Below are 414 nucleotides of genomic sequence, written 5' to 3' on the forward strand. Positions count from 1 at the left end.
ACGAAACCTTCACCAGCACCACCTCCGGCGACATGCACCGCACCGGGAAGCACGGGCAAATCACCGGCCCGGCCCGCCGCCGCTGCCTCACCGAGGCAGAGATGCTCGACCAGGGCATGACCAGAAACCGGTCCGGGCAGTGGACGACCGGCCTGGTGGATACTCGCTGGAATGCCGCTCATTGCTCTCACGTGGACACGGAGAGCGACGAACAGGGGCAGACTGGTACCCATGGACCCCAAGCCACTGAAAGGCCCTCAGAATCGCGCATACGGCAGCTCGCCACCATCGAGGACAGTGATGAGTGACCGCCTGTCCGAGCAGATCGCCCGTAGCCTCAACCACCTCGCCGCGATCGCCGACTCGGTGCCCCTCTCCGACGTGGCACTCCACCTCGACAACGCGGGCCGGGGC

General features: G+C 66.4%; 1 protein-coding gene. It reads left to right on the forward strand.

All coding sequences use genetic code 11. From position 1 onward, the window contains the following. Positions 1 to 308, forward strand: a 308-nt coding sequence (locus ACTQ48_RS11615; protein ID WP_441571091.1) for a hypothetical protein, incomplete at its 5' end; no start/stop codon positions are given. Positions 309 to 414: the final 106 nt, after the last annotated feature.

It is taken from the genome of Collinsella sp. Sow4_E3, assembly GCF_052116285.1.
Classification (GTDB): domain Bacteria; phylum Actinomycetota; class Coriobacteriia; order Coriobacteriales; family Coriobacteriaceae; genus Collinsella.